This is a genomic window from Micromonospora humida, assembly GCF_016901255.1.
In the GTDB taxonomy this organism is placed as follows: domain Bacteria; phylum Actinomycetota; class Actinomycetes; order Mycobacteriales; family Micromonosporaceae; genus Micromonospora; species Micromonospora wenchangensis.
In genome coordinates this window covers 1-2,066 of the sequence record NZ_JAFEUC010000037.1, presented here as the reverse complement: position 1 = coordinate 2,066, position 2,066 = coordinate 1, and the positions used below count along the sequence as shown (strand labels likewise).

At 75.3% G+C, this 2,066-nt stretch carries 1 protein-coding gene; it reads left to right on the top strand.

The window, feature by feature from the left end; translation table 11 throughout:
• On the top strand, positions 1-2,066 hold a 2,066-nt coding region (locus JQX11_RS31905; protein WP_204928631.1), incomplete at both ends, for a SpnB-like Rossmann fold domain-containing protein.

The following is a 2,066-nucleotide window of genomic DNA, read 5'->3' as shown; positions in this document are numbered from 1 at the left end:
CACCCCCACCCACCTCCACCTCCACCTCACCACCCCCACCCCCACCGGCCACCAAACCCTCACCATCCACACCCGCACCACCACCACCTGGACCACCCACGCCACCGCCACCATCAACCCCGAGGAACCCACCGTCCCGGCGGAGATCGGCGCCTGGCCCCCGGCCGGGGAACCGGTCGACGTCGACGCGCTCTACCCGCTGCTCGCCGCGAGGGGCTACCAGTACGGGCCCGCCTTCCAGAACCTGCGCCGTGCCTGGCGTGCCGGCCCCGACGTCTACGCCGAGGTCGAGCTGCCCGACGACCTGCGCCCGGAGGGTTACGCGGTGCACCCGGCGCTCGCCGACGCGGCCCTGCACGCGCTGATCGCCGTCGCCGCCGAGCACCCCGACGCCGCGCCGCGTGTGCCGTACAGCTTCTCCGGCGTCGCCGTGCACGCCACCCTGGCCACGTCGGTCCGGGCCCGACTCACCGCGATCGGCGAGGACGCGTACCGGGTGCTGCTGGAGGACCCGGACGGGCACCCCGTGCTCTCCGTCGACCGCCTCGACCTGCGCGCGCTGGACCCCGCCACGCTGCCCGTCGTCGCCGCGCCCGGCACCGAGCTGCTGCACCGCCTCGACTGGCAGGAGCTGCGCGTGGACGCCACGCCGCCGGCCGAACCGGTTGACTGGGCCGTCCTCGGCACGCCCGGCCCGGCGCTGCGCGGCGCGCTGCCCGGTCTGCGCCAGGTGCCGGACCTCGCCGCCCTGCTCGCCGGTGAGCCGCCCGAGGTGGTCTTCCTGACCTGCCGGACCCCCCGCCCGGACGAGACGCCCGCCGACGCCACGGCCACCACCGACGACCCGGTCGCCGCCGCACACGAGCTGACCGAGGCGCTGCTGCACCGCCTCCAGCAGTGGCTCGCCGAGGAGCGGCTGACCGGCACCCGACTGGTGATCACCACCGAGGGTGGGGTCGCCGCGCACCTCGCCGACCAGATCGCCGACCTGGCCGCCGCCGCCTGCTGGGGCCTCACCCGCTCCGCGCAGGCCGAACACCCCGACCGGTTCGTGCTGCTCGACCTGGACGGACGCCCGACCGACCCGTCGGTGCTGCCCGCCGCGCTGGCCACGGCCGAGCCGCACCTCGCGGTGCGCTTCGGCGGGGCGTACGTCGACCGGCTGGTCCGCTGCGCCGACGACCCGGCGCGGCTGGTGCCGCCGGCCGAGAACTGGCGGTTCGGCACCACCTCCGCCGGCACCCTGGCCAACGTCGCCATGGTCCCGGCACCCGAGGCGCTGCGCCCGCTACGCGACGGCGAGGTGCGGGTACGCACCCACGCCACCGGCCTGAACTTCCGCGACGTGCTCATCGCGCTGGGCAGCTACCCCGGTGAGGCGCCGCTGGGCAGCGAGGGCGCGGGCGTGGTCGTGGAGACCGGTCCCGGCGTGACCGGACTCGACCCGGGCGACCGGGTGATGGGTCTCTTCTCCGAGGGCACCGGCCCGCTCGCGGTCTGCGACCATCTCCTGCTCACCCGGACCCCCGACCACCTCAGCGACAGCCAGGCCGCCGTGCTGCCGATCGCCTACCTGACCGCCATGTACGGCCTCGGCGACCTCGCCGGCCTGCGGGCGGGGCAGTCCGTCCTGATCCACACCGCGACCGGCGGGGTCGGGATGGCCGCCCTGCACTACGCCCGGCACCTCGGGGCCACCGTGCACACCACGGCCAGCACCGGCAAGCAGCCCACCCTCAGCGCGCTCGGCGTGCCGGACTCCCACATCCACGACTCCCGGACCACCGCGTACCGGGAGGGGATCGCGGCGGTGGCCCCGCAGGGGGTCGACGTCGTCCTCAACAGCCTCACCCAGGCGCACGTCGACGCGGGTCTGGCGCTGCTGGCCGAGGGGGGCACCTTCCTGGAGATCGGCAAGACCGACATCCGCGACCCCCACACCATCACCACCACCCACCCCCACCTCACCTACCAGCCCTACGACCTCCTCGACGCCGGACCCACCCGCATCCACCAACTCCTCACCACCCTCACCCACCTCATCACCACCAACGCCCTACCCGCCC